We start from the raw sequence: 387 nt of genomic DNA, 5'->3' as shown, positions 1-387 counted from the left end.
CTTGTCGTCGTCGGCCCACACGTAGTAGTCGCCGTAGGGCCCGTCGGGATCCTTCCTCGACTCCTGGAACCACGGGTGCTGGTCGCTGGTGTGGTTCATGACGAAGTCGATGATCACGCGCATGCCGCGCTGGTGGGCGGAGTCGACGAACTCCACGAAGTCGGCCAGGTCGCCGAACTCCGGCAGCACGGCCGTGTAGTCGGAGACGTCGTAGCCGCCGTCGCGGAGCGGTGACTTGAAGAACGGCGGCAGCCACAGGCAGTCGACGCCCAGCCACTGGAGGTAGTCGAGCTTGGCGGTCAGGCCCTTCAGGTCACCGACGCCGTCGCCGTTGCTGTCCTGGAACGAGCGGACGAGCACCTCGTAGAAGACGGCGCGCTTGAACCA

General features: G+C 65.9%; 1 protein-coding gene. It reads right to left on the bottom strand.

Annotation, left to right across the window (positions count from 1 at the left end; genetic code table 11):
* The coding region (locus tag IE97_RS0137910; protein WP_030252310.1) for an alpha-amylase family glycosyl hydrolase at positions 1–387 on the bottom strand (387 nt) is incomplete at both ends.

This window comes from Streptomyces sp. NRRL S-455, assembly GCF_000717875.1.
Lineage (GTDB): Bacteria > Actinomycetota > Actinomycetes > Streptomycetales > Streptomycetaceae > Streptomyces.
The sequence above is the reverse complement of the archived record's forward strand: the minus strand, read 5'-3'. Positions and strand labels throughout refer to the sequence as shown.